The organism is Streptomyces chumphonensis, assembly GCF_014779715.1.
Taxonomy (GTDB): domain Bacteria; phylum Actinomycetota; class Actinomycetes; order Streptomycetales; family Streptomycetaceae; genus Streptomyces; species Streptomyces chumphonensis.
On record NZ_JACXYU010000003.1, the window covers coordinates 255,703 to 276,326 of the forward strand.

The following is a 20,624-nucleotide window of genomic DNA, read 5'->3' on the forward strand; positions in this document are numbered from 1 at the left end:
GATGACTGAGTATGGCCGGGGCCCAGGCTCCCAACCGTGGCACCCCGAGGAGCCCCCGTACGGGGAGCGGGAAGGGGACGGCGGTGCTCAGCCGGGCGGCTGGGACGCCTACGGGACTCAGCCGCAGTACCCCCGGCAGCCCGACCCCTACGGTGGCTGGCACGACCCGCACGCCACCGCCGGCGGCCCGTACGACCAGCTGCCCGCCGACCCGTACGGCCCGTCTTCGGCGTACCCGGCCTACTACCCGGCGCCGGACGCCTACCCCCCGCCGCAGCCCCAGCACGGCTACGGGACCCCGCCCCCGTACGGCTACGACGCCCCGTCGCCCTACGGAGACGGCGGCCGGCACGCTCCTGACCAGCAGGAGCGGTACCGGGACCAAGGGCATTACCAAGAGCAACAGCATTACCAGGAGCAACAGCAGTACCAGCCGTATCAACAGCACCACGAGCACCACGGCCCCCCACCCGCACACCCCGGCATGGAGCACACACAGGGCTGGGAGCGCGAGGCGGACGACGGCGGAGCGGACCGCCTCCACGCGCCGTCCCCCGGGGGCGCTCCGGACGACGGCCCCGAGGGGCCGGCCGACGAGCCCGCCGACGAACCCCGTGAGGAGCCGTCCACCCGTGCCGGACGCCGGACGGCCAAGGGCCGGCGCAACGGCGCCCGGCGCAAGAACCGGATGGCCTGCCTGGTCGTCGTGCTGGTCCTGGCGGGCGGGGCGGCCGGGGCCACCTACGCGGGCTACAGCTTCTACCAGAGCCGGTTCGCCGCCGCGCCCGACTACTCCGGTTCCGGCTCCGGCACCGTCCAGGTCGAGATCCCCGCGGGTGCGCTCGCGGGCGACATGGCCAAGATCCTCGCGGCGGCCGACGTGGTGAAGAGCCCGGGAGCGTTCGTCGAGGCCGCCGCCGCGGACGAGGCGTCCAAGTCGATCCAGCCGGGCATCTACAGCCTGCGCAAGCAGATGTCGGCCGCCGAGGCGCTGGAGCTGATGCTCGACCCGGCCAGCCAGACGGGCCTGATCGTCCCCGAGGGGCTGCGGGCGACGCAGATCTACGCGCTCGTCGACGAGCAGACCGGTTCGCCCGAGGGAGCCACCGAGGAGATCGCCGAGTCGGCCGACCTGGGTCTGCCCGCCTGGGCCGAGGGCAACGTCGAGGGCTTCCTCTTCCCCTCCAAGTACTCCGTGAGCGAGGGCTCCGACCCGGAGGCCGTGCTGAAGGAGATGGTGGAGCGCGCGAAGTCCGAGTTCGAGAGGGTCGACCTGGAGGGGCAGGCCTCACAGGTCGACAAGACCCCCTACGAGGTGCTGATCATCGCCTCGCTCATCCAGGCCGAGGCGCAGGAGAAGGACGACTTCGCGAAGGTCTCCCGGGTGGTCTACAACCGCCTGAAGCCCGGCAACACCGCCACGAACGGCAAGCTGGACTTCGACTCCACGATCAACTACGCGCTCGACCGCTCCACTCTGGACGTCTCGGTCGGGGACACCAGCCTCGACCACCCCTACAACACCTACAAGCACGCGGGCCTCCCCCCGGGCCCCATCGACAATCCCGGCCACCAGGCCATCGAGGCGGCGCTCAACCCGGCGGACGGAGAGTGGCTGTACTTCGTGACCGTCAAGCCCGGCGACACCCGCTTCACCGAGACGTACGAGGAACACCAGGAACACGTGAAGGACTTCAACGCGGAGCAGGCCAAGAAGCGGGCGGAGGAGGACGAGTGAGCACGGGTCCCGCACGCGCCGCCGTCCTCGGCTCGCCCATCGCGCACTCGCTCTCCCCGGTGCTGCACCGCGCCGCCTACGCCGAACTCGGGCTCGACGACTGGAGCTACGACCGCTTCGAGGTCGACGAGGCCGGGCTGGCCGGCTTCCTGGACGGACTCGGCCCCGGCTGGGCCGGGCTGTCGCTGACCATGCCGCTCAAGCGGGCGGTCATCCCGCTGCTGGACGAGGTGAGCGCGACGGCGGCGGCCGTGGAGGCCGTCAACACGGTGGTGTTCACCGGCTCCGGACGTCGGCGCGGCGACAACACCGACATCCCCGGCATGATCGCCGCGCTGCGGGAACGCGATGTCGCCCAGGTGCCCGAGGCCGCGGTGCTGGGCGCGGGGGCGACGGCCTCCTCCGCGCTCGCCGCCCTGGCCCGGGTCTGCTCCGGCACCGTGACGGCGTACGTCCGCAGCCCGGAGCGGGCCGCCGAGATGCGCGTGTGGGGCGAACGGCTGGGCGTGGCCGTCCGCACGGCCCCCTGGGAGCGTGCGGCCCAGGGCCTGGCCGCGCCGCTGGTGATCGCGACGACGCCGGCCGGGGCGACGGACGCGCTGGCCGACGCCGTGCCGGGCGCCCCCGGCACGCTGTTCGACGTGCTGTACGAGCCGTGGCCGACGAAGCTGGCCGCCGCCTGGTCCGGCGCCGGGGGCCGGGTCGTGGGAGGGCTGGACCTCCTGGTCCACCAGGCGGTGCTCCAGGTCGAGCAGATGACCGGACGCGCGCCCGCACCGCTGGCCGCCATGCGCAAGGCGGGCGAGGCGGCCCTGCGGGGTTCCTGAGTCGTCCGGGTACTGGACCGGCCGCTGACCGTGACCGCCGTCCGTGGGAGGATCGGGGTAAGCACTGGCGGAGTGAGGAGCACCGTTGAGCAGGTTGCGCTGGCTGACCGCGGGGGAGTCGCACGGACCCGCACTCGTCGCGACACTGGAGGGACTGCCCTCCGGAGTCCCGATCACCACGGAGATGGTGGCGGACGCACTCGCGCGGCGGCGGCTCGGCTACGGCCGTGGCGCGCGGATGAAGTTCGAGCGGGACGAGGTCACGTTCATCGGCGGCGTCCGCCACGGGCTCACGCTGGGCTCACCGGTCGCCGTGATGGTCGGCAACACCGAGTGGCCCAAGTGGGAGAAGGTGATGGCCGCCGATCCCGTCGATGCGGAGGAGCTGGCCGCGCTGGCCCGCAACGCGCCGCTCACCCGCCCCCGGCCGGGCCACGCCGATCTGGCCGGCATGCAGAAGTACGGCTTCGACGAGGCCCGTCCGGTGCTGGAGCGCGCCTCCGCGCGGGAGACCGCGGCCCGCGTGGCGCTCGGCACCGTCGCCCGCTCCTACCTCAGGGAGACGGCGGGCGTCGAGATCGTCTCGCACGTCGTGGAGTTGGGCGCCGCCCGCGCTCCCCGGGGCACGGTGCCCGTTCCCGCCGACGTGGAGCGGCTGGACGCCGACCCGGTGCGCTGCCTGGACGAGGCGGCGAGCAAGGCGATGGTCGCCGAGATCGACCAGGCCCACAAGGACGGCGACACCCTCGGCGGCGTCGTTGAGGTCGTCGCGCACGGGGTGCCCGTCGGACTGGGCAGCCACGTGCACTGGGACCGGCGGCTGGACGCCCGGCTGGCGGGCGCGCTCATGGGCATCCAGGCCATCAAGGGGGTCGAGGTCGGGGACGGCTTCGACCTGGCCCGCACCCCGGGCTCCAGGGCGCACGACGAGATCCTCACCACGCCCGACGGCATCCGCCGCGCCTCCGGACGCTCCGGCGGCACCGAGGGCGGCCTGACGACGGGCGAACTGCTGCGGGTGCGGGCCGCGATGAAGCCGATCGCCACCGTGCCCCGCGCGCTGGCGACCGTCGACGTGTCCACGGGTGAACCGGCGCAGGCGCACCACCAGCGCTCGGACGTGTGCGCGGTGCCCGCCGCCGGCATCGTGGCCGAGGCGATGGTCGCCCTCGTCCTGGCCGACGCCGTCGCGGAGAAGTTCGGCGGGGACAGCGTCGCCGAGACGCGGCGCAACGTGCGCGGCTTCCTCGACCACCTGGCGATCCGGTGAGCGGCCCGGCCGTCGTCCTGGTCGGGCCGATGGGCGTGGGCAAGACCACGGTCGGCCGCATCCTCGCCGACCGACTGGGCGTCGGCTTCCGCGACACCGACGCGGACGTCGTCCAGCGGGCGGGTAAGCCGGTCGCCGACATCTTCCTCGACGACGGGGAACCGCACTTCCGCGCCCTGGAGCGGGAGGCCGTCCGGACGGCCGTCGAGACCCACGCCGGGGTGCTGGCGCTCGGCGGCGGCGCCGTCATGGCCGCCGAGACCCGCGCGCTGCTCACCGGGCGGCCCGTCGCCTTCCTGGAGATGGAGGTCGGCGAAGCGGTCCGGCGCGTCGGCCTGGACGCCCCGCGCCCGCTGCTCGCCATCAACCCGCGCCAGCAGTGGCGGACCCTGATGGAGGAGCGCCGCCCGCTGTACACCGAGGTCGCCCGGGCGGTGGTCCCCACCGGGGGCCGTACGCCCGAGCAGGTCGCCGACGACATCATGGACGCCCTGGAGCTGAGGAAGGCATGACCACCGAGACCCCCACCCGGATCACCGTCGCGGGCGCCGGGCACGACCCCTACGACGTACTCGTCGGACGCCGGCTGCTGGCCGAGCTCCCCGGGCTCATCGGCCCGCAGGCCAAGCGTGTCGCGGTGCTGCACCCCGAAGCGCTCGCCGAGACGGGCGAGGTGCTCCGGCAGGACCTGGCCGACCAGGGCTACGAGGCCATCGCGATCCAGCTCCCCAACGCGGAGGAGTCCAAGACGGCCGAGGTCGCGGCGTACTGCTGGAAGGCCCTCGGCCAGACGGGCTTCACCCGCACCGACGTCGTCGTCGGTGTCGGCGGGGGCGCGACGACGGACCTCGCCGGGTTCGTCGCCGCCACCTGGCTGCGCGGCGTGCGCTGGATCGCCGTACCCACGACCGTGCTCGGCATGGTCGACGCGGCCGTGGGCGGCAAGACCGGCATCAACACCGCCGAGGGCAAGAACCTGGTGGGCGCCTTCCACCCGCCCGCCGGAGTGCTGTGCGACCTGGCGGCGCTGGAGTCGCTGCCGGTCAACGAGTACGTGAGCGGGCTGGCGGAGGTCATCAAGGCGGGCTTCATCGCCGACCCGGTCATCCTCGACCTCATCGAGCGGGACCCCGAGGGGGCCCGGCGTCCCGACGGTCCGTACACCACCGAGCTGATCGAGCGCTCGATCCGGGTGAAGGCGGACGTCGTCTCGGCCGACCTCAAGGAGTCGGGACTGCGGGAGATCCTCAACTACGGTCACACGCTCGCCCACGCCATCGAGAAGAACGAGCGCTACAACTGGCGGCACGGCGCGGCCGTCGCCGTCGGCATGGTCTTCGCCGCCGAACTGGGCCGCATCGCCGGGCGGCTGGACGACGCCACCGCCGACCGGCACCGCGTCGTGCTGGAGGCCGTCGGCCTGCCCGTCACCTACCGCGGCGACCAGTGGCCCAAGCTGCTGGAGACGATGAAGGTCGACAAGAAGACCCGGGGGGACCGGCTGCGCTTCATCGTCCTGGACGGGCTGGGCCGCCCGGCCGTCCTGGAGGGCCCCGACCCGGCCATGCTGCTCGCCGCCCACGCGGAGATCGCGGCGTGAGCGGGACCGCGCGCCCGGTACTGGTCCTCAACGGGCCCAACCTCGGCCGGCTGGGCTCCCGGGAGCCGGACGTCTACGGCTCGACCAGCTACGCCGGGCTCGTGCGGGAGTGCACGCGGCTCGGCGCCGAGCTGGGCTTCGCCGTGGAGGTCCGCGAGACCAACGACGAGGGCGAGATGGTCCGCTGGCTGCACGAGGCGGCCGACGGGGCGATCCCCGTCGTCATCAACCCCGCGGCCTTCACGCACTACTCGTACGCGATGCGGGACGCCGCCGCGCAGCGCACGGCACCCCTGATCGAGGTGCACATCTCCAACCCGCACGCACGGGAGGACTTCCGCCACACCTCCGTCATCGCGGCCGTCGCCAGCGGCACGGTCGCGGGGTTCGGCATCGGCTCCTACCGGCTCGCCCTGCGGGCCCTGGCCGACCAGACGGACTGACGGCGGCGGGGCGCCTTCCGGCCCGGCCCGACCGTTCACACCCTGGCCGACGGCACGGCCCCGAAGGCGGTACCGTGCGGTGAACTGACCGGTGGGCGCGCGCAGATCGCGCCTGTGGACGACGGAGTGGTACCGGATGCAGCAGTACGCGGGGTCCGCCCAGGGCGGCCACCGTCCCGTTCCCCCCGGTCCCCTGCCGCGTCCGGCGCATCCGCCCGCCGCCGCCCCGGGGCCCGGCTGGGCCGGCCCGCCGCCGCACGGCGCGCCCCCCGGCGTCCCGCCGCACCGTCCGGCCCTGCCGCACCCGGCGCCGTCCGGCCCCGCGCCGGCTCCGCCGCACCCGGCGCCGGCCCCGCCGCCCCGGGCTCCCGGCGGGGGCTCGCACCCCGCGCCTCCTCCGCCGTCCGAAGGCACCGGGCAGATCCGGCTGCCCGTCGGCGCCCCCGTGCAGATCCCCACGCCACCGTCCGAGCCCGCCCCGGGGGCGGCTCCCGGCACCTGGCCGCCGGACGCCACCCAGGTGCCCGTGGCGGTGCTGCTGATCGGTCCGGCCGGAGCGGGCAAGACGACCGTGGCACGGCACTGGGCCGAGCGCCGCCGCGTGCCCACCGCGCACATCAGCCTCGACGACGTCCGCGAGTGGGTGCGCTCCGGCTTCGCCGACCCCCAGCAGGGCTGGAGCGACGGCTCGGAGACGCAGTACCGCCTGGCCCGCCGCACCTGCGGCTTCGCCGCCCGCAACTTCCTCGCCAACGGCGTCTCCTGCATCCTCGACGACGCCGTCTTCCCCGACTGGCCCGTCGTCGGGCTCGGCGGCTGGAAGCGGCACGTCGGGCCCGGGCTCATCCCCGTGGTCCTGCTGCCGGGGCTCGACGTCGTCCTCGAACGCAACGCCGAGCGCGGCGGCAACCGTCGGCTCGCCGACGAGGAGGTGGCCCGCATCCACGGGCGCATGGCCGGCTGGTACAGCAGCGGGCTCCCGATCATCGACAACACCCGGCACGACGTGGAGACCACCGCCCGCATGCTCGACGAGGCCGTGGCGCGCAGCCTCGCCAGCCCGCCCGCCTGGTAGCACGGGTCCCGGCCGCGGGGGACGGGGCGGTACCACCCCGTCCGGCCCCGTGTGAGCGGCCGGGGGCGCCGGGGAGCCGTACGCTCAGGGGCATGTCCGAGGTGCACATGGCCCGACGCTCCCGGTTGCGGGAGCGGCCCACGGTGTCCGGCGCGGGCGGCGGCACGGCCCTCCTGGTCTCCACGCCGGCCAATCTGCGCTACCTCACCGGGTGCGCGCCGCCCGGCGCGGTCCTGCTGCTGGACCCGGACGGCCACGACACCCTGCTGACCCGCTCCGACCCGGTGCCGCCGCCCGGCCTCGCGGACGGCTCCGACGCCCTGCGCGTCCGGTCGGCGGCTCCGCCGGCCCAGGACCCGGTGACGACCGCGGGCGAGATCGCCGCCCGGGGCCGGGCCGGGACGCTGGCCGTGGAGGAGCACCACCTCACCGTGGCCCGCCACCGCGCCCTGGCCGCGGCGGCGCCCCGGCTGCGGCTGAGCGACCTCGGCCCGGCCGTCGAGCAGCAGCGGCTGGTCAAGGACGAGGAGGAGATCGCGGCGCTGCGCATCGCCGCCGAGATCACCGACCAGGCCCTGGGGGAACTCCTGGAGTCCATCCTCGTCGGGCGGACCGAGCGTCACCTCGCGCTGGAGCTGGAGCGCCGACTCATCGACCACGGCGCCGACGGGCCCGCCTTCCCCACCTGTGTGGCCACCGGCCGTCACTCCGGACTGGCCGACCACGTGCCCACCGACCGCCGGGTGGAGGAGGGCGACTTCCTCACCGTGCGGCTCGGCGCCTCCTACCGCGGCTACCGCTGCCGCATCGGCCGCACCTTCGTCATCGGCACCGCGCCGGCCGACTGGCAGATCCAGCTGTACGACCTGGTCTTCGCCGCCCAGCGGGCCGCCCGCGAGGCACTGGCGCCCGGGGTCCCGTTCCGGGAGGTGGACCGGGCGGCGCGGCAGCTCCTGGACTCGGCGGGCTATGCGGAAGCCCTCGGTCCGGCCGTGGGGGGAGGGATCGGGCTCGAAATCGGAGAGGACCCGGTTCTGTCGCCGCAGGGCGTGGGTAAACTGGACGCTTGTGTGCCGGTCACCGTCGAACCGGGGGTTCACCTCCCCGGCAGGGGCGGCGTCCGGATCGATGACACACTCGTCGTCCGCTCGCAGTCGGACGGCGGGCCGGAGCTACTCACCATCACGACCAAGGAGCTGCTGGCTCTGTAGCGTCCCGGCCGGGCCCAGCGGGCCGGGACGGGCCTTGGTTCCAAGCAGCGTCTGTAGGAGATTCCGCCACCGTGGCCACCACGAACGACCTGAAGAACGGCATGGTGCTCAAGCTCGACGCGGGCCAGCTCTGGTCCGTTGTCGAGTTCCAGCACGTCAAGCCCGGCAAGGGCCCTGCCTTCGTGCGCACCAAGCTGAAGAACGTGCTGTCCGGCAAGATCGTCGACAAGACGTTCAACGCCGGCACGAAGGTCGAGACCGCCACCGTCGACCGCCGCACGATGCAGTTCTCGTACATGGACGGCGAGTACTTCGTGTTCATGGACATGGACACCTACGACCAGCTGCACGTCGACCGCAAGACCGTCGGCGAGGCCGCGAACTTCCTCATCGAGGGCTTCGAGCCCACGGTCGCCATGTACGAGGGCGAGGTGCTCTTCGTCGAGCTGCCCGCCTCCGTCGAGCTCGTCATCGAGCACACCGAGCCCGGCGTGCAGGGCGACCGCTCCACCGGCGGCAGCAAGCCCGCGCGGCTGGAGACCGGTTACGAGATCGGCGTGCCGCTGTTCATCACGACCGGCGAGAAGATCAAGGTCGACACCCGTTCCGGCGAGTACCTCGGCCGGGTGAACAGCTAACCGTGGCCGCTCGCACGAAAGCACGCAAGCGCGCCTTCCAGATCCTCTTCGAGTCCGACCAGCGCGGCGCGGACGTCGCCTCGGTCCTGGCCGACTGGGTCCGGCACGCCCGCAGCGACACCCGGCAGCCACCGGTGAGCGCGTACACGATGCAGCTCGTCGAGGGGTACGCGCGCCACGCGGACCGCATCGACGCGCTGATCTCCGCGCACTCCGTGAGCTGGACGCTGGACCGCATGCCGGCCGTGGACCGGAACCTGCTGCGGCTGGGCGCCTACGAGCTGCTGTGGGAGGACGAGACGCCGGACGCGGTGGTGCTCGACGAGTGCGTGCAGCTCGCCAAGGAGTTCTCCACGGACGAGTCGCCGTCCTTCGTCAACGGCCTCCTCGGCCGGTTGAAGGATCTCGGCCCCACGCTGCGCGACTGAACGACCCCTCCGCCGGGAAGGCCCCGCGACCCCGAGGACACTCGGGTGGCGCGGGGCCCTTCCGCGTCTCAGAGGTGGGCCCCCGGGGCGGGGGCGTCAGGACACCTCCGCCCCGCCCCCCGGTGGGCCGGGGGAGCGGGGCGGAGGTGACGTTTCTTCGGCTAACCGGCCGTCACGCGTCCTCGTGCGCGACCGCACGGCGGGCGTCCGCGTCCAGCACGCCCCAGCTGATGAGCTGCTCGGTCAGCACCGAGGGCGACTGGTCGTAGATGACGGCGAGCGTGCGCAGGTCGTCCTGACGGATCGACAGCACCTTGCCGTTGTAGTCGCCGCGCTGGCTCTGGATCGTCGCGGCGTACCGCTGCAGCGGACCGGCCTTGTCGGCCGGGACGTGTGCGAGGCGCTCCAGGTCGAGAACGAGCTTCGGCGGCGGCTCGGCCGCGCCGCCGGGCGTGCTGCCCGGCAGCAGCTCCTGCACCGGGACGCCGTAGAAGTCCGCCAGCTCGGCGAGGCGCTGCACGGTCACCGCGCGGTCGCCGCGCTCGTACGAGCCCACCACGACCGCCTTCCAGCGGCCCTGGGACTTCTCTTCGACGCCATGGAGGGAGAGGCCCTGCTGGGTGCGGATGGCCCGGAGCTTGGCACCGAGCTGTTTGGCGTATTCGCTGGACATGTGGCTCCCCGGAAAGAGGCGTTGGTAACTCACTGTGAGGTTACGCAGCGTAATGTACGGCGTCAAGCCGAGGATGTCGACCACCTGAGTCCCAGACGCCTCACACGCCCCAGCGTCCCCCGCTGACCAGCGCGAACGCCGGTCCCCAACCGTGTGGAGCCCAAGGGGCCGTCCGGGGGCCACCGGCGTCACCCGCCACCCGGCCTGCTACCGTGGAGCGGCACCATCCAGGCGTCCTTTAAGGCCCGTCCCGTGAGGCGGGGAAGGAGGTCCTTTACCCATGGGTAACACGGACAACACCGGCAGCGGCGCACCGCCCGCCGACGGCGCTCCCGGCCGTCCCGTCCTCGAAGGGCCGGACATCGCGCGGGTCCTCACCCGCATCGCCCACGAGATCGTCGAGCGCGCCAAGGGCGCGGACGACGTCGTCCTCCTCGGCATCCCGACCCGCGGCGTCCACCTGGCGCAGCGGCTCGCCGCCAAGCTCGCGGAGATCACCGGGCGGCCCACCCCGGTCGGCTCGCTGGACATCACGATGTACCGCGACGACCTGCGGCTGCGCCCCGCCCGTGCCCTCGCCCGCACCGAGATCCCCGGCGACGGCATCGAGGGCGCCCTGGTCGTCCTCGTCGACGACGTCCTCTTCTCCGGACGCACCATCCGCGCCGCCCTCGACGCTCTCGGCGACCTCGGCCGGCCCCGTGCCGTGCAGCTCGCCGTCCTCGTCGACCGGGGCCACCGCGAGCTGCCCATCCGCGCCGACTACGTGGGCAAGAACCTGCCCACGTCCCTGCGCGAGACCGTCCGCGTCCAGCTCGCCGAGGAGGACGGCCGCGACGGCGTGCTGCTCGGTCTGCGCGCGGCCGCAGCGGCCGACGACGAGCGCTAGCGCCCACCCGCGCCCGAGCACCGACGCCCCCGCCGGGCCGCCGCCGGCGGGCCCGCCCGCACGTCCCGGCACCCCGGCACGCCCGCCCTCACCCACGGAAGGCAACAGATGGAGCGCCATCTCATCTCGGCCGCCGATCTCACCCGCGACGACGCCGTCCTCGTCCTCGACACCGCCGAGGAGCTGGCCCGACTCGCCGACCGGCCGATCAAGAAGCTGCCGACGCTGCGGGGCCGCACCGTCGTCAACCTCTTCTTCGAGGACTCCACCCGCACCCGCATCTCCTTCGAGGCCGCGGCCAAGCGGCTCTCCGCCGATGTGATCAACTTCTCGGCCAAGGGCTCCTCGGTCTCCAAGGGGGAGTCGCTCAAGGACACCGCCCTGACCCTGGAGGCGATGGGCGCCGACGCCGTCGTCATCCGGCACCACGACTCCGGCGCGCCCCACCGCCTGGCCACCTCCGGCTGGATCGGCGGGTCCGTCGTCAACGCGGGCGACGGCACGCACGAGCACCCCACCCAGGCACTCCTGGACGCCTTCACCCTGCGCCGGCGCCTGGGCACGGGACGGGGTGGGGACCTCGGGGGGCGCCGCGTGACGATCGTCGGCGACATCCTGCACAGCCGCGTGGCCCGGTCCAACGTGCACCTGCTGAGCACCCTCGGCGCCGAGGTCACCCTCGTCGCCCCGCCCACCCTGGTGCCCGTCGGCGTCCACGCCTGGCCGTGCGAGGTCTCCTACGACCTGGACGCCGTCCTGCCCACGTCCGACGCCGTGATGATGCTGCGCGTCCAGCGCGAGCGGATGAACGCCGCCTACTTCCCCACCGAGCGTGAGTACGCCCGCCGCTACGGCCTGGACGGCGGCCGCATGGCGCGGATGCCCGAGCACGCCCTGGTGATGCACCCCGGGCCGATGAACCGGGGCATGGAGATCACCGCCGACGTCGCCGACTCCGACCGGTGCACCGCCGTGGAGCAGGTGACCAACGGGGTCAGCACCCGCATGGCCGTCCTGTACCTGCTGCTCGGGGGAGCCGCGCTCGGCGGCGCACCCGGGCACGCCGCCGAGAACAGCGCTGAGGAGAACACGTGAACACCGAGAAGACCCTGATCCGCGGCGCCCGCGTCCTCGGCGGCCCCGCGCGGGACGTCCTCGTCGACGGCGAGACGATCGCCGAGGTCGGCACCGGGCTGTCCGCCGACGGCGCCCGCGTCGTCGAGGCCGAGGGCCAGGTCCTCCTGCCCGGCCTGGTCGACCTGCACACCCACCTGCGGGAGCCCGGCCGGGAGGACTCCGAGACCGTCCTCACCGGTACGCGGGCGGCGGCCCGCGGCGGCTTCACCGCCGTGCACGCCATGGCCAACACCTTCCCCGTCGCGGACACCGCGGGCGTCGTGGAGCAGGTGTGGCGGCTGGGCCGCGAGTCCGGCTACTGCGACGTGCAGCCGGTGGGCGCCGTCACCGTGGGCCTCGCCGGGAAGCAGCTCGCCGAACTGGGCGCGATGCACGAGTCGGCCGCCGGCGTCACCGTCTTCTCCGACGACGGCAAGTGCGTCGACGACGCGGTGATCATGCGGCGCGCCCTGGAGTACGTCAAGGCGTTCGACGGCGTCGTCGCCCAGCACGCCCAGGAGCCCCGGCTGACCGAGGGCGCCCAGATGAACGAGGGCGTGGTCTCCGCCGAGCTGGGGCTCGGCGGCTGGCCTGCCGTCGCTGAGGAGTCCATCGTCTCCCGCGACGTGCTGCTGGCCGCGCACGTCGGCTCCCGCGTGCACATCTGCCACCTGTCGACGGCCGGCTCGGTGGAGATCGTGCGCTGGGCCAAGTCCAAGGGGTGGAACGTCACCGCCGAGGTCACCCCGCACCACCTGCTCCTGACCGACGAGCTGGTGCGCTCCTACGATCCCGTCTACAAGGTGAACCCCCCGCTGCGCACCCGGGACGACGTCCTCGCCCTGCGCGCGGCCCTCGCGGACGGCACGATCGACTGCGTCGCCACGGACCACGCCCCGCACCCGCACGAGGACAAGGACTGCGAGTGGGGCGCCGCCGCCATGGGCATGGTCGGCCTGGAGACCGCGCTGTCCGTCGTGCAGCACACCATGGTCGACACCGGGCTGCTGGACTGGGAGCAGGTCGCCGAGCGGATGTCCTTCCGCCCCGCCCGCATCGGCCGGCTCACCGGCCAGGGCCGTCCCGTCTCGCCGGGTGAGCCCGCCAACCTCACCCTGGTCGATCCGGCATACCGTGGTCGGGTGGACCCCGCGGGTTTCGCCTCCCGCAGCCGCAACACCCCCTACCGGGGCAACGAGCTGCCGGGCCGCGTCACGCACACCTTCCTGCGGGGCCGGGCCACGGTGACCGACGGAAAGCTGGCGTGAACGTGAACGTACTGACCCTCCTCGCCGACGCCGCGCCCGAGGCGGAGCGCCGCTCGCAGGAGGTGACCGACTGGGCCGCCCGCATCGGCTGGACCGTCGGCCTCCTCCTGTTCATCGCGCTCGTGTACTGGCTGATGCGTGAGGGCTGGAAGTGGCGCGCCACGCTCCAGCACGACCTGCCCGAGCCCGCCGCCGTCCCCGAGCGGGACGGCCCCGCGCGTCTCGCCCTGGACGGCCGCTACCACGGCTCCACCACCGCCGGGCAGTGGCTCGACCGCATCGTCGCCCACGGCCTGGGCACCCGCAGCCGCGTCCGGCTGACGCTGGACGAGGCGGGGCTCACCGTGCTGCGCCCCGGCGCGCGGGACTTCTTCGTCCCCGCCGACGCCCTGCGCGGCGCCCGGCTGGACAAGGGGATCGCCGGCAAGGTCCTCACCGAGGGCGGTCTGCTGGTGATCACCTGGCAGCTCGGCGAGCGCACCCTGGACTCCGGCTTCCGGGCCGACCACCCCGCCGAGCACGCGGCGTGGGTCGAAGCAGTCGAGACGGTCGCGGCCGTCACCACCGAAACCGGCGACAGTGCCGTCGCCGCTCAGCACGACCGGGAAGGCGCATGATGACGACCTCCACCCGCAAGCCCGCACCGGCGCCCGCCGTGCTCGTCCTGGAGGACGGCCGCGTCTTCCGCGGCCGGGCCTACGGCGCGGTGGGCGAGACGTTCGGCGAGGCCGTGTTCTCCACCGGCATGACCGGCTACCAGGAGACGCTGACCGACCCCTCCTACCACCGGCAGGTCGTCGTCATGACGGCACCGCACGTGGGGAACACCGGCGTGAACGACGACGACCCCGAGTCGCGCCGCGTCTGGGTCGCCGGGTACGTCGTCCGCGACCCCGCCCGCGTCCCGTCCAACTGGCGCTCGGTGCGCACGCTCGACCAGGAGCTGGCCGCGCAGGACGTCGTCGGCATCAGCGGCGTCGACACCCGCGCCCTCACCCGCCACCTGCGCGAGCGCGGCGCCATGCGGGTGGGGATCTTCTCCGGCGCCGCCGTGGACTCCGACGCCGCGCTGCTGGCGAAGGTGCGGCAGGCCCCGCAGATGAAGGGCGCCGACCTGTGCGGCGAGGTCGCCACGGACGCCCCCTACGTCGTCCCGGCGATCGGCGAGAAGCGCTTCACGGTCGCCGCCGTCGACCTCGGCATCAAGGGGATGACCCCGCGGCGGATGGCCGAGCGGGGGATCGAGGTCCACGTCCTGCCGGCGACGTCCTCGGTCGAGGACCTCTACGCCGTCGCCCCCGACGGGGTCTTCTTCTCCAACGGCCCCGGTGACCCGGCCACCGCCGAGCACCCCGTCTCGCTGGTCCGGGCCGTCCTGGAGCGCGGTACGCCGCTGTTCGGCATCTGCTTCGGCAACCAGCTCCTCGGCCGGGCGCTCGGCTTCGGCACCTTCAAGCTGAAGTACGGCCACCGGGGGATCAACCAGCCGGTGCAGGACCGTGCGACGGGCACGGTGGAGATCACCGCCCACAACCACGGCTTCGCCGTCGACGCGCCGCTCGACGGACCCTCCGACACCCCCTACGGCCGGGCCGAGGTCAGCCACGTCTGCCTCAACGACGACGTCGTCGAGGGGCTGCGGCTGCTCGACCGTCCGGCCTTCAGCGTCCAGTACCACCCCGAAGCGGCGGCCGGTCCGCACGACGCCGCCTACCTGTTCGACCGCTTCGTCTCCCTGATGGAGGGCCAGCGTGCCTAAGCGCACCGATATCCAGTCCGTCCTGGTCATCGGCTCGGGCCCGATCGTCATCGGTCAGGCCGCCGAGTTCGACTACTCCGGCACCCAGGCGTGCCGCGTCCTGAAGGCCGAGGGCCTGCGGGTCGTCCTGGTCAACTCCAACCCGGCCACGATCATGACCGACCCGGAGATCGCCGACGCCACCTACGTCGAGCCGATCACCCCCGAGTACGTCGAGAAGATCATCGCCAAGGAGCGGCCCGACGCCCTGCTGCCCACCCTCGGCGGACAGACCGCGCTGAACACCGCGATCTCGCTGCACGAGGCCGGCACCCTGGAGAAGTACGGCGTCGAGCTGATCGGCGCCAACGTCGAGGCCATCAACAAGGGCGAGGACCGCGACCTGTTCAAGGACGTCGTGGAGGCCGTCCGGACCAAGATCGGCCACGGCGAGTCCGCCCGCTCGGTGATCTGCCACTCCATGGACGAGGTGCTCGCCGGGGTGGAGGAGCTGGGCGGCTACCCGGTCGTCGTCCGCCCGTCCTTCACCATGGGCGGCGCGGGATCCGGCTTCGCGCACGACGAGGACGAGCTGCGGCGCATCGCCGGACAGGGCCTCACCCTCTCGCCGACCACCGAGGTGCTCCTGGAGGAGTCCATCCTCGGCTGGAAGGAGTACGAGCTGGAGCTGATGCGCGACAAGCACGACAACGTCGTGGTCGTCTGCTCCATCGAGAACTTCGACCCGATGGGCGTGCACACCGGCGACTCCATCACCGTCGCCCCGGCGATGACGCTCACCGACCGCGAGTACCAGGTCCTGCGGAACATCGGCATCGCCGTCATCCGCGAGGTCGGCGTGGACACCGGCGGCTGCAACATCCAGTTCGCCGTCAACCCGGAGGACGGCCGGGTCATCGTCATCGAGATGAACCCGCGCGTCTCGCGCTCCTCCGCACTCGCCTCCAAGGCCACCGGATTCCCGATCGCGAAGATCGCCGCCAAGCTGGCCGTCGGGTACACCCTGGACGAGATTCCCAACGACATCACCGAGCAGACCCCGGCGTCCTTCGAGCCGACGCTCGACTACGTCGTGGTGAAGGCGCCCCGGTTCGCGTTCGAGAAGTTCCCGCTGGCCGACTCCACGCTGACGACGACCATGAAGTCCGTCGGCGAGGCCATGGCGATCGGCCGGAACTTCCCCGAGGCGCTCCAGAAGGCGCTGCGCTCGCTGGAGAAGAAGGGCAGCCAGTTCGACTTCACCTCCCCGGTGGGCGACAAGGACGCGCTCCTCGCCGAGTCCGGCCGGCCGACCGACGGGCGGATCAACACCGTCATGCTCGCCATCCGGGCCGGGGCGAGCCCGCAGGAGGTCTTCGACGCGACGAAGATCGACCCCTGGTTCACCGACCAGCTCTTCCTGATCAAGGAGATCGCCGACGAGGTGGCGCAGGCCCCGCTGCTCACCCCCGGGGTGCTGGCCGAGGCCAAGCGCTACGGCTTCTCCGACGCCCAGATCGCGGCGATCCGCGGCCTGCGGGAGGACGTCGTGCGCGAGGTCCGGCACGCGCTCGGCGTCCGGCCCGTCTACAAGACCGTCGACACCTGCGCCGCCGAGTTCGCCGCCCGCACCCCGTACTTCTACTCCTCCTACGACGAGGAGACCGAGGTCGCCCCGCGCGAGAAGCCGGCCGTGATCATCCTCGGCTCCGGCCCGAACCGCATCGGCCAGGGGATCGAGTTCGACTACTCCTGCGTCCACGCCTCCTTCGCCCTCGGCGAGGCCGGCTACGAGACCGTGATGGTCAACTGCAACCCGGAGACGGTCTCCACCGACTACGACACCTCCGACCGGCTCTACTTCGAGCCGCTCACCCTGGAGGACGTCCTGGAGATCGTGCACGCCGAGACGCAGGCCGGGCCGGTGGCCGGGGTCATCGTGCAGCTCGGCGGCCAGACGCCGCTCGGCCTGGCCCAGGCGCTCAAGGACAACGGCGTCACCGTGGTGGGCACCCCGCCCGAGGCGATCCACGCGGCCGAGGACCGGGGCGCCTTCGGCCGGGTGCTGACCGAGGCCGGGCTGCCCGCGCCGAAGTACGGCACCGCCTACTCCTTCGACGAGGCCAAGGCCATCGCCGCCGGGATCGGCTACCCCGTGATGGTCCGGCCGTCCTACGTGCTGGGCGGGCGGGGCATGGAGATCGTCTACGACGAGCCCTCCCTCGGCGCCTACCTGGAGCGGCACGCGGGCCTCATCTCCGAGCACCCGGTGCTGATCGACCGCTTCCTCGACGACGCGATCGAGATCGACGTCGACGCCCTCTACGACGGCCACGAGCTCTACCTCGGCGGCGTCATGGAGCACATCGAGGAAGCCGGCATCCACTCCGGCGACTCCGCCTGCGCCCTTCCCCCGATCACCCTGGGCGGCCACGACATCAAGCGGCTGCGGGCCTCCACCGAGGCCATCGCCCGGGGTGTGGGCGTCCGCGGGCTGATCAACATCCAGTTCGCGATGGCCGGGGACATCCTCTACGTCCTGGAGGCCAACCCCCGCGCCTCGCGCACGGTGCCCTTCACCTCCAAGGCGACCGCCGTACCGCTCGCCAAGGCGGCCGCCCGCATCTCGCTGGGCGCGACCGTCGCCGAGCTGCGGGCCGAGGGCCTGCTGCCCGCCGAGGGCGACGGCGGCACCCTGCCGCTGGACGCGCCGATCTCCGTCAAGGAGGCCGTCATGCCCTGGACCCGCTTCCGGGACGTGCACGGCCGGGGCGTGGACACCGTCCTCGGCCCGGAGATGCGCTCCACGGGCGAGGTCATGGGCATCGACACCGTCTTCGGGTCCGCCTATGCCAAGAGCCAGGCGGGCGCCTACGGCGCGCTGCCCACCAAGGGGCGCGCGTTCGTCTCGGTCGCCAACCGCGACAAGCGTTCGATGATCTTCCCCGCCCGCGAGCTCGTGGCCCACGGCTTCGAGCTGCTCGCCACCTCCGGCACCGCCGAGGTCCTGCGCCGCAACGGCATCAGCGCCACCGTGGTGCGCAAGCAGAGCGAGGGCGAGGGCCCGAACGGGGAGCGGACGATCGTGCAGCTCATCCACGACGGCGAGGTGGACCTCATCGTCAACACGCCCTACGGGACCGGCGGGCGGCTCGACGGCTACGACATCCGCACCGCCGCCGTCGCCCGTGCGGTGCCCTGCCTGACCACGGTCCAGGCCCTCGCCGCCGCCGTCCAGGGCATCGAGGCCCTCGGCCGGGGCGAGGTCGGCGTCCGCTCGCTCCAGGAGCACGCCGAGCACCTGCACGCGGCCCGCGGCACCCGCTGAGAGCCGCGCGACGGTCGCGGGTGCGCGGGCGAGGTCCCCCGCACCCGCGACCGTCCCGGCGCCCACCCCCGCCCGCAGTCCGATCCCCGCCACCCGCCCCCCGCCACCTGAAGGCACCCACCGGCATGTACCGCCTCCTGTTCGACCTCCTCTTCCGCCGCCTCGACCCGGAGAAGGCCCACCACCTGGCCTTCGGCTGGATCCGGGCCCTCGCCCGCGTTCCCGTCCTGCGCACGTTCGCCGCCGCGTACCTCGCGCCCCGCCACCGCGACCTGCGTCTCGTCGCGCTCGGCCGCCGCATGCACGGCCCCTTCGGGCTCGCCGCCGGATTCGACAAGAACGCCGTCGGCGTCGACGGGCTGACGATGCTCGGCTTCGACCACGTGGAGATCGGCACCGTCACGGCGGAGCCGCAGCCCGGCAACCCGCCCCGGCGGCTCTTCCGGCTCGTGCCGGACCGGGCGCTGATCAACCGCATGGGGTTCAACAACGAGGGCTCGGCAGCCGTGGCGGAGCGGCTGGCCGCCCGCGCCGCGGCGCGCCCGCCCTTCCGCGCGCTCGTCGGCGTCAACATCGGCAAGACGAAGGCCGTGCCCGAGGAGGAGGCCGTCGCGGACTACGTGACCTCCACCGAGCGGCTGGCCCCCCACGCCGGCTACCTCGTCGTGAACGTCTCCTCGCCCAACACGCCGGGGCTGCGCGACCTCCAGGCCACCGAGCAGCTGCGCCCGCTGCTGACGGCGGTCCGCGCCGCCGCCGACCGCGTGACGCGCGGCCGCCGGGTGCCGCTGCTGGTCAAGATCGCCCCCGACCTGGCCGACGCGGACGTCGACGCCGTCGCCGACCTGGCCGTCGAGCTGGGCCTGGACGGGATCATCGCCACCAACACCACCGTCGCCCGCGAGGGGCTCGGCCTCACCTCCCCGGAGCGGCTCACCGGCGAGGCCGGCGGCCTCTCCGGCGCGCCGCTGCGGGAACGCTCGCTGGAGGTGCTGCGCCGCCTCTACGCACGCGTGGGGGACCGGCTGACCCTCGTCGGCGTCGGCGGCGTCGAGAACGCCGACGACGCCTGGGAGCGCATCCTCGCGGGCGCCACCCTGATCCAGGGCTACAGCGCGTTCGTCTACCAGGGGCCGCTGTGGCCGCGCCGCATCCACCGGGGACTGGCCGCCCACCTGGCCGCCAGCCCGTACGCGACGCTCGCCGAGGCCGTCGGCGCCGACACCCGTACGTCCGGAAACCGGGAGACCGCGTGAGCGCCGCCGCCGAGCCGACCGAGGGCCCCGCCACGGTCCAGCCGCCCGAGCCCTTCGGCGCGCGGCTGCGCCGCGTCACGGACGCGCGTGGGCCGCTGTGCGTGGGCATCGATCCGCACGCCGCCCTGCTGGACGCCTGGGGGCTGGGTGACGACGTCGCCGGGCTGGAGCGCTTCACGCGCACGGTGGTGGACGCCCTGGCCGAGGAGGTGGCCGTCTTCAAGCCGCAGTCGGCGTTCTTCGAGCGGTTCGGCTCGCGGGGCGTGGCGGTGCTGGAGCGCGCCGTCGCCGACGCGCGGGCGGCCGGGGCGCTGGTGCTCATGGACGCCAAGCGCGGCGACATCGGCTCGACCATGGGCGCGTACGCCGCCGCGTACCTGGACCGCACGAGCCCGCTGTTCTCGGACGCCGTCACGCTCAGCCCCTACCTCGGCTTCGGCTCCCTGCGGCCGGCCCTTGAGACGGCCCGCGCCAACGGGGCCGGGGTCTTCGTCCTGGCCCTGACCTCCAACCCCGAGGGCCCCGAAGTACAGCACGCGACGGTGGCGGACGGTCGCACGCTGGCCCAGGTGGTCCTGGACCACCTCGCGGCCGAGAACGCGGGGGCCGAGCCGCTCGGCTCGTGCGGGGCCGTCGTGGGCGCCACCCTCGGCCGCACCGACGCCGACCTGGCGATCAACGGCCCGCTGCTGGCCCCGGGCCTCGGCGCCCAGGGCGCGGGCGCGGCGGACCTGCCGCGCGTCTTCGGGGACGCCCTGCCGAACGTCCTGCCCACCGTCAGCCGGGGCGTGCTGCGGCACGGTCCGGACGGGTCGGCGTTGCGGGCCGCGGTCCGTGCCGAGACGGAGGCGCTGGTCGCCGTCCTGCGGTGAACCCGGACGCCGCCCGGCGCCGCGCGGGGGGTGTCCCGAGGTGGCGCAGCTCGGCTACTCCTGGGTAATGTCCGGAAAAGTCCTGTTCAGCTTGAGTCTGACCAGGACTTTTCCGCTGTTCTCGCTGACTGTGACGCCGCAGGCCGCTAGTCTCCGAGCAGAGCGGCGTGAACAGGCGCGTTGCTCGTTGCTCCGCGGATGCGGGGCAACTAGGTTCCACAGCGATCCGTATCCGACCAGTTCGACATCCGAGG

Annotated in this window: 19 protein-coding genes; 18 read left to right on the forward strand and 1 reads right to left on the reverse strand. The window is 73.5% G+C overall.

The genetic code is table 11. From position 1 onward, the window contains the following. Nucleotide 1 precedes the first annotated feature (1 nt). From mltG to nusB, 10 genes are all read left to right on the forward strand, one after another. Entirely contained in the window at nucleotides 2-1,738 is a 1,737-nt protein-coding gene (gene mltG, locus IF129_RS08900; protein WP_191208970.1) for an endolytic transglycosylase MltG, read from the forward strand. Continuing rightward, entirely contained in the window at nucleotides 1,735-2,565 is an 831-nt protein-coding gene (locus IF129_RS08905; RefSeq protein ID WP_191208971.1) for a shikimate dehydrogenase, read from the forward strand. The genes mltG and IF129_RS08905 overlap by 4 nt, the downstream gene beginning before the upstream one ends. Before the next feature lie 85 nt (nucleotides 2,566-2,650). Then, entirely contained in the window at nucleotides 2,651-3,835 is a 1,185-nt protein-coding gene (aroC, locus tag IF129_RS08910) for a chorismate synthase (protein WP_191208972.1), read from the forward strand. Then, the gene (locus tag IF129_RS08915; RefSeq protein ID WP_191208973.1) at nucleotides 3,832-4,347 is read left to right on the forward strand and encodes a shikimate kinase; all 516 of its coding nucleotides are present in this window, start codon (nucleotides 3,832-3,834) and stop codon (nucleotides 4,345-4,347) included. The genes aroC and IF129_RS08915 overlap by 4 nt, the downstream gene beginning before the upstream one ends. Next, on the forward strand, nucleotides 4,344-5,435 hold the full coding sequence (aroB, locus tag IF129_RS08920; protein ID WP_191208974.1) for a 3-dehydroquinate synthase: 1,092 nt from the start codon (nucleotides 4,344-4,346) through the stop codon (nucleotides 5,433-5,435). The genes IF129_RS08915 and aroB overlap by 4 nt, the downstream gene beginning before the upstream one ends. After that, the gene (aroQ, locus tag IF129_RS08925) at nucleotides 5,432-5,878 is read left to right on the forward strand and encodes a type II 3-dehydroquinate dehydratase (protein ID WP_191208975.1); all 447 of its coding nucleotides are present in this window, start codon (nucleotides 5,432-5,434) and stop codon (nucleotides 5,876-5,878) included. Before aroB ends, aroQ begins: the two co-directional genes overlap by 4 nt. 136 nt (nucleotides 5,879-6,014) lie before the next feature. Next, nucleotides 6,015-6,953 (forward strand): AAA family ATPase, encoded by a 939-nt coding sequence (locus IF129_RS08930; RefSeq protein WP_191208976.1) that lies wholly within the window; start codon nucleotides 6,015-6,017, stop codon nucleotides 6,951-6,953. A gap of 92 nt (nucleotides 6,954-7,045) precedes the next feature. Then, nucleotides 7,046-8,164 (forward strand): M24 family metallopeptidase, encoded by a 1,119-nt coding sequence (locus IF129_RS08935; RefSeq protein WP_191208977.1) that lies wholly within the window; start codon nucleotides 7,046-7,048, stop codon nucleotides 8,162-8,164. A gap of 71 nt (nucleotides 8,165-8,235) precedes the next feature. Next, the gene (efp, locus tag IF129_RS08940; RefSeq protein ID WP_191208978.1) at nucleotides 8,236-8,802 is read left to right on the forward strand and encodes an elongation factor P; all 567 of its coding nucleotides are present in this window, start codon (nucleotides 8,236-8,238) and stop codon (nucleotides 8,800-8,802) included. 2 nt (nucleotides 8,803-8,804) lie between these two features. Continuing rightward, on the forward strand, nucleotides 8,805-9,230 hold the full coding sequence (nusB, locus tag IF129_RS08945; protein ID WP_191208979.1) for a transcription antitermination factor NusB: 426 nt from the start codon (nucleotides 8,805-8,807) through the stop codon (nucleotides 9,228-9,230). Nucleotides 9,231-9,402: 172 nt separating this feature from the next. On the opposite strand, the gene bldD is transcribed toward nusB, so the two are convergent. Continuing rightward, entirely contained in the window at nucleotides 9,403-9,903 is a 501-nt protein-coding gene (bldD, locus tag IF129_RS08950; RefSeq protein ID WP_191208980.1) for a transcriptional regulator BldD, read from the reverse strand. A 280-nt stretch (nucleotides 9,904-10,183) separates the two neighbouring features. On the opposite strand from bldD, the gene pyrR reads away from it, so the two are divergent. The 8 genes from pyrR to pyrF all read left to right on the forward strand — a co-directional run bounded on the left by pyrR (nucleotide 10,184) and on the right by pyrF (nucleotide 20,370). After that, nucleotides 10,184-10,792, forward strand: coding sequence for a bifunctional pyr operon transcriptional regulator/uracil phosphoribosyltransferase PyrR (pyrR, locus tag IF129_RS08955; protein WP_191208981.1), 609 nt, complete (start codon nucleotides 10,184-10,186; stop codon nucleotides 10,790-10,792). A gap of 108 nt (nucleotides 10,793-10,900) precedes the next feature. Continuing rightward, the gene (locus IF129_RS08960) at nucleotides 10,901-11,887 is read left to right on the forward strand and encodes an aspartate carbamoyltransferase catalytic subunit (RefSeq protein WP_191208982.1); all 987 of its coding nucleotides are present in this window, start codon (nucleotides 10,901-10,903) and stop codon (nucleotides 11,885-11,887) included. Then, nucleotides 11,884-13,176, forward strand: coding sequence for a dihydroorotase (locus tag IF129_RS08965; protein WP_191208983.1), 1,293 nt, complete (start codon nucleotides 11,884-11,886; stop codon nucleotides 13,174-13,176). The genes IF129_RS08960 and IF129_RS08965 overlap by 4 nt, the downstream gene beginning before the upstream one ends. 2 nt (nucleotides 13,177-13,178) lie before the next feature. Next, complete coding sequence (locus tag IF129_RS08970) at nucleotides 13,179-13,793, forward strand: PH-like domain-containing protein (protein WP_191209148.1); 615 nt, start codon at nucleotides 13,179-13,181, stop codon at nucleotides 13,791-13,793. Beyond that, on the forward strand, nucleotides 13,793-14,935 hold the full coding sequence (gene carA, locus IF129_RS08975) for a glutamine-hydrolyzing carbamoyl-phosphate synthase small subunit (RefSeq protein WP_191209149.1): 1,143 nt from the start codon (nucleotides 13,793-13,795) through the stop codon (nucleotides 14,933-14,935). The genes IF129_RS08970 and carA overlap by 1 nt, the downstream gene beginning before the upstream one ends. Beyond that, nucleotides 14,928-18,242 (forward strand): carbamoyl-phosphate synthase large subunit, encoded by a 3,315-nt coding sequence (gene carB, locus IF129_RS08980; RefSeq protein ID WP_191208984.1) that lies wholly within the window; start codon nucleotides 14,928-14,930, stop codon nucleotides 18,240-18,242. Before carA ends, carB begins: the two co-directional genes overlap by 8 nt. Before the next feature lie 125 nt (nucleotides 18,243-18,367). Further along, nucleotides 18,368-19,498, forward strand: a complete 1,131-nt coding sequence (locus IF129_RS08985; protein WP_191208985.1) for a quinone-dependent dihydroorotate dehydrogenase — start codon at nucleotides 18,368-18,370, stop codon at nucleotides 19,496-19,498. Continuing rightward, nucleotides 19,495-20,370: an orotidine-5'-phosphate decarboxylase gene (pyrF, locus tag IF129_RS08990; protein WP_191208986.1), complete on the forward strand. Its 876-nt coding sequence runs from the start codon at nucleotides 19,495-19,497 to the stop codon at nucleotides 20,368-20,370. The genes IF129_RS08985 and pyrF overlap by 4 nt, the downstream gene beginning before the upstream one ends. Nucleotides 20,371-20,624: the final 254 nt, after the last annotated feature.

What these genes read in the sequence shown, in the direction of transcription:
- pyrR (WP_191208981.1), top strand. Translation starts at nt 10,184, where the DNA reads ATGGGTAACACGGACAACACCGGCAGCGGCGCACCGCCCGCCGACGGC.
- aroB (WP_191208974.1), top strand. Translation starts at nt 4,344, where the DNA reads ATGACCACCGAGACCCCCACCCGGATCACCGTCGCGGGCGCCGGGCAC.
- carA (WP_191209149.1), top strand. Translation starts at nt 13,793, where the DNA reads ATGACGACCTCCACCCGCAAGCCCGCACCGGCGCCCGCCGTGCTCGTC.
- IF129_RS08985 (WP_191208985.1), top strand. Translation starts at nt 18,368, where the DNA reads ATGTACCGCCTCCTGTTCGACCTCCTCTTCCGCCGCCTCGACCCGGAG.
- mltG (WP_191208970.1), top strand. Translation starts at nt 2, where the DNA reads ATGACTGAGTATGGCCGGGGCCCAGGCTCCCAACCGTGGCACCCCGAG.
- IF129_RS08935 (WP_191208977.1), top strand. Translation starts at nt 7,046, where the DNA reads ATGTCCGAGGTGCACATGGCCCGACGCTCCCGGTTGCGGGAGCGGCCC.
- bldD (WP_191208980.1), bottom strand. Translation starts at nt 9,903, where the DNA reads ATGTCCAGCGAATACGCCAAACAGCTCGGTGCCAAGCTCCGGGCCATC.
- IF129_RS08930 (WP_191208976.1), top strand. Translation starts at nt 6,015, where the DNA reads ATGCAGCAGTACGCGGGGTCCGCCCAGGGCGGCCACCGTCCCGTTCCC.
- IF129_RS08960 (WP_191208982.1), top strand. Translation starts at nt 10,901, where the DNA reads ATGGAGCGCCATCTCATCTCGGCCGCCGATCTCACCCGCGACGACGCC.